This is a genomic window from Chamaesiphon sp. OTE_8_metabat_110 (genome assembly GCF_031382685.1).
Classification (GTDB): Bacteria; Cyanobacteriota; Cyanobacteriia; order Cyanobacteriales; family Chamaesiphonaceae; genus Chamaesiphon.
In genome coordinates, this window is sequence record NZ_JANMZA010000529.1 from 1 (window position 1) to 1675 (window position 1675).

General features: G+C 49.1%; 1 protein-coding gene and 1 pseudogene. Both read right to left on the reverse strand.

Translation table 11 applies throughout. The features are described from left to right. Positions 1 to 185, reverse strand: a pseudogene (locus RMO52_RS19170) (ABC transporter ATP-binding protein); the annotation flags it as partial. Between the two features lie 166 nt (positions 186 to 351). After that, complete coding sequence (locus tag RMO52_RS19175; RefSeq protein ID WP_310417441.1) at positions 352 to 1488, reverse strand: glycosyltransferase; 1137 nt, start codon at positions 1486 to 1488, stop codon at positions 352 to 354. Positions 1489 to 1675 lie beyond the last annotated feature (187 nt).

Here is a 1675-nt window from a genome sequence, read left to right on the forward strand (position 1 = left end):
ACGCCGTCGAAAATGAATTTCAGCGGCCAAGGTTCGAGCAATCCTAGCGCAGTTTCGAGCAACCGCGCGAATAATGAGGTACCGATGAGCAGTTTCCGCTGGCGGATTTGTGGCCAGAATTTGACCAGGATGTGCCAACTACCGGGGATGATGCCTTTTAGTTCTTTCTGTCCTGTCTGAATCATTATTTTGGGTTGTATAGATACTTACCGAGGGGGTGATTTGTGGATGGTGTGCTGGAGTGCGGCTGAGATGGTGTTACCCCCCCAACCCCCCTTGGAATGGGGGGCTGTAGCTCCCTCCCCTTTCCAAGGGGAGGGCTGGGGTGGGGTAACGGGATTACGCCACAACTCAAACCGATTCCAATTCTGAATCTGCCTTTTCCTTCAATGGCTTCTCAAATTTCACCCCATCTTTCAATCGTTGCGATCGACGTAAGCCCAGACTGTGACTGGCATATTCGTGTAGACGAGCATATCGATCGCTGATAAAGTTATTGATCGGACGCTCGACAACTTGCAGCCAATCAGCAAAATCACTGCGCTTATCCTTGAGTGGGAACCGACTGATAATCGGACGCATCAAAGCGCGATAGCGACGACGACCGAGGCGATTGTAGCGACGGTGGAAGTACCAATCTTCTTCCACACCCCACTTGGCGCGAAAATGGTCGAAACTCGCCAAATCCCAAGCATCACTCCAGCGCAAGCTGAAGTAGGTATAGTCATACCAATCGAACTCCGCTCCAGTCATATAAGTGACGATACTTTGACGTTCGCAGTAGACGGTACCGCCAGCTTTCGCCGCACACAAGCACAGATCGATATGCTCCCGCGTACTGAGCAAGCCTTCATCGAGCAAGCCGTGTTCGTCAAAAAATGATTTACGGACTAAGGCGGTGTGGAACTCGACAAATTCGCACTTAAAGCGGGTCATTTGGTCGGCAATCTTCGAGACTCGTTTTCCTTCCAAATAACTTTTTTGGACGGCATAGCGACCCGTTTTGGTGCCTTCGGTGCGAACTTCGATGTAAGTTGTACCGCCACCATTGTGGACGACTTCATGAACGGGGCTATCGATGCAGGTGAGGGTACCAACGACTGTCGCGTCAGTTTCTTCAGCGCACTCTACCAATTTTTGCAACCATCCTTTTTGGACGAGGACATCATTATCGACAAAGACGATGTATTTACCGCGTGCGGCTTGGATGCCGATATTGCGGGCGCGATTGGGGGAGAGAAAATGTTCGGTGCGAATTAGTTTAAATTGTCTCTCTTGCGCTTGTGTTTCTAAATAAGCCTTGAGTTGCGGGGAAGATCCACCATCAACATATACCAATTCAAAGGGATAATCTGTCTCGGCGTAAACGCTTTCTAATGATTGTTGGGAATAGCTAAACCGTTCGCGCGGTACGACCACGATCGTGACCATTGGCTGTTCGATCGAGGTTGAAATGTTGGCGGTTTCTAGAGGTAAAGTCTTAGTCATGATTAAGTTCCAATTAATGATAATTTGAGATAAGAATTACTCAGAGACTAAAGTCTCCGCTAGTGTTGCAAAGTCCGCCTACGCGGACTGAATTTATTAGTCCGCGTAGGCGGACTTTGCATTATTAGCCGCGACGTGAGTCGCAGGCAAGTAATAGGTAGCAACTTGGGTTAGGTAATAACCGATG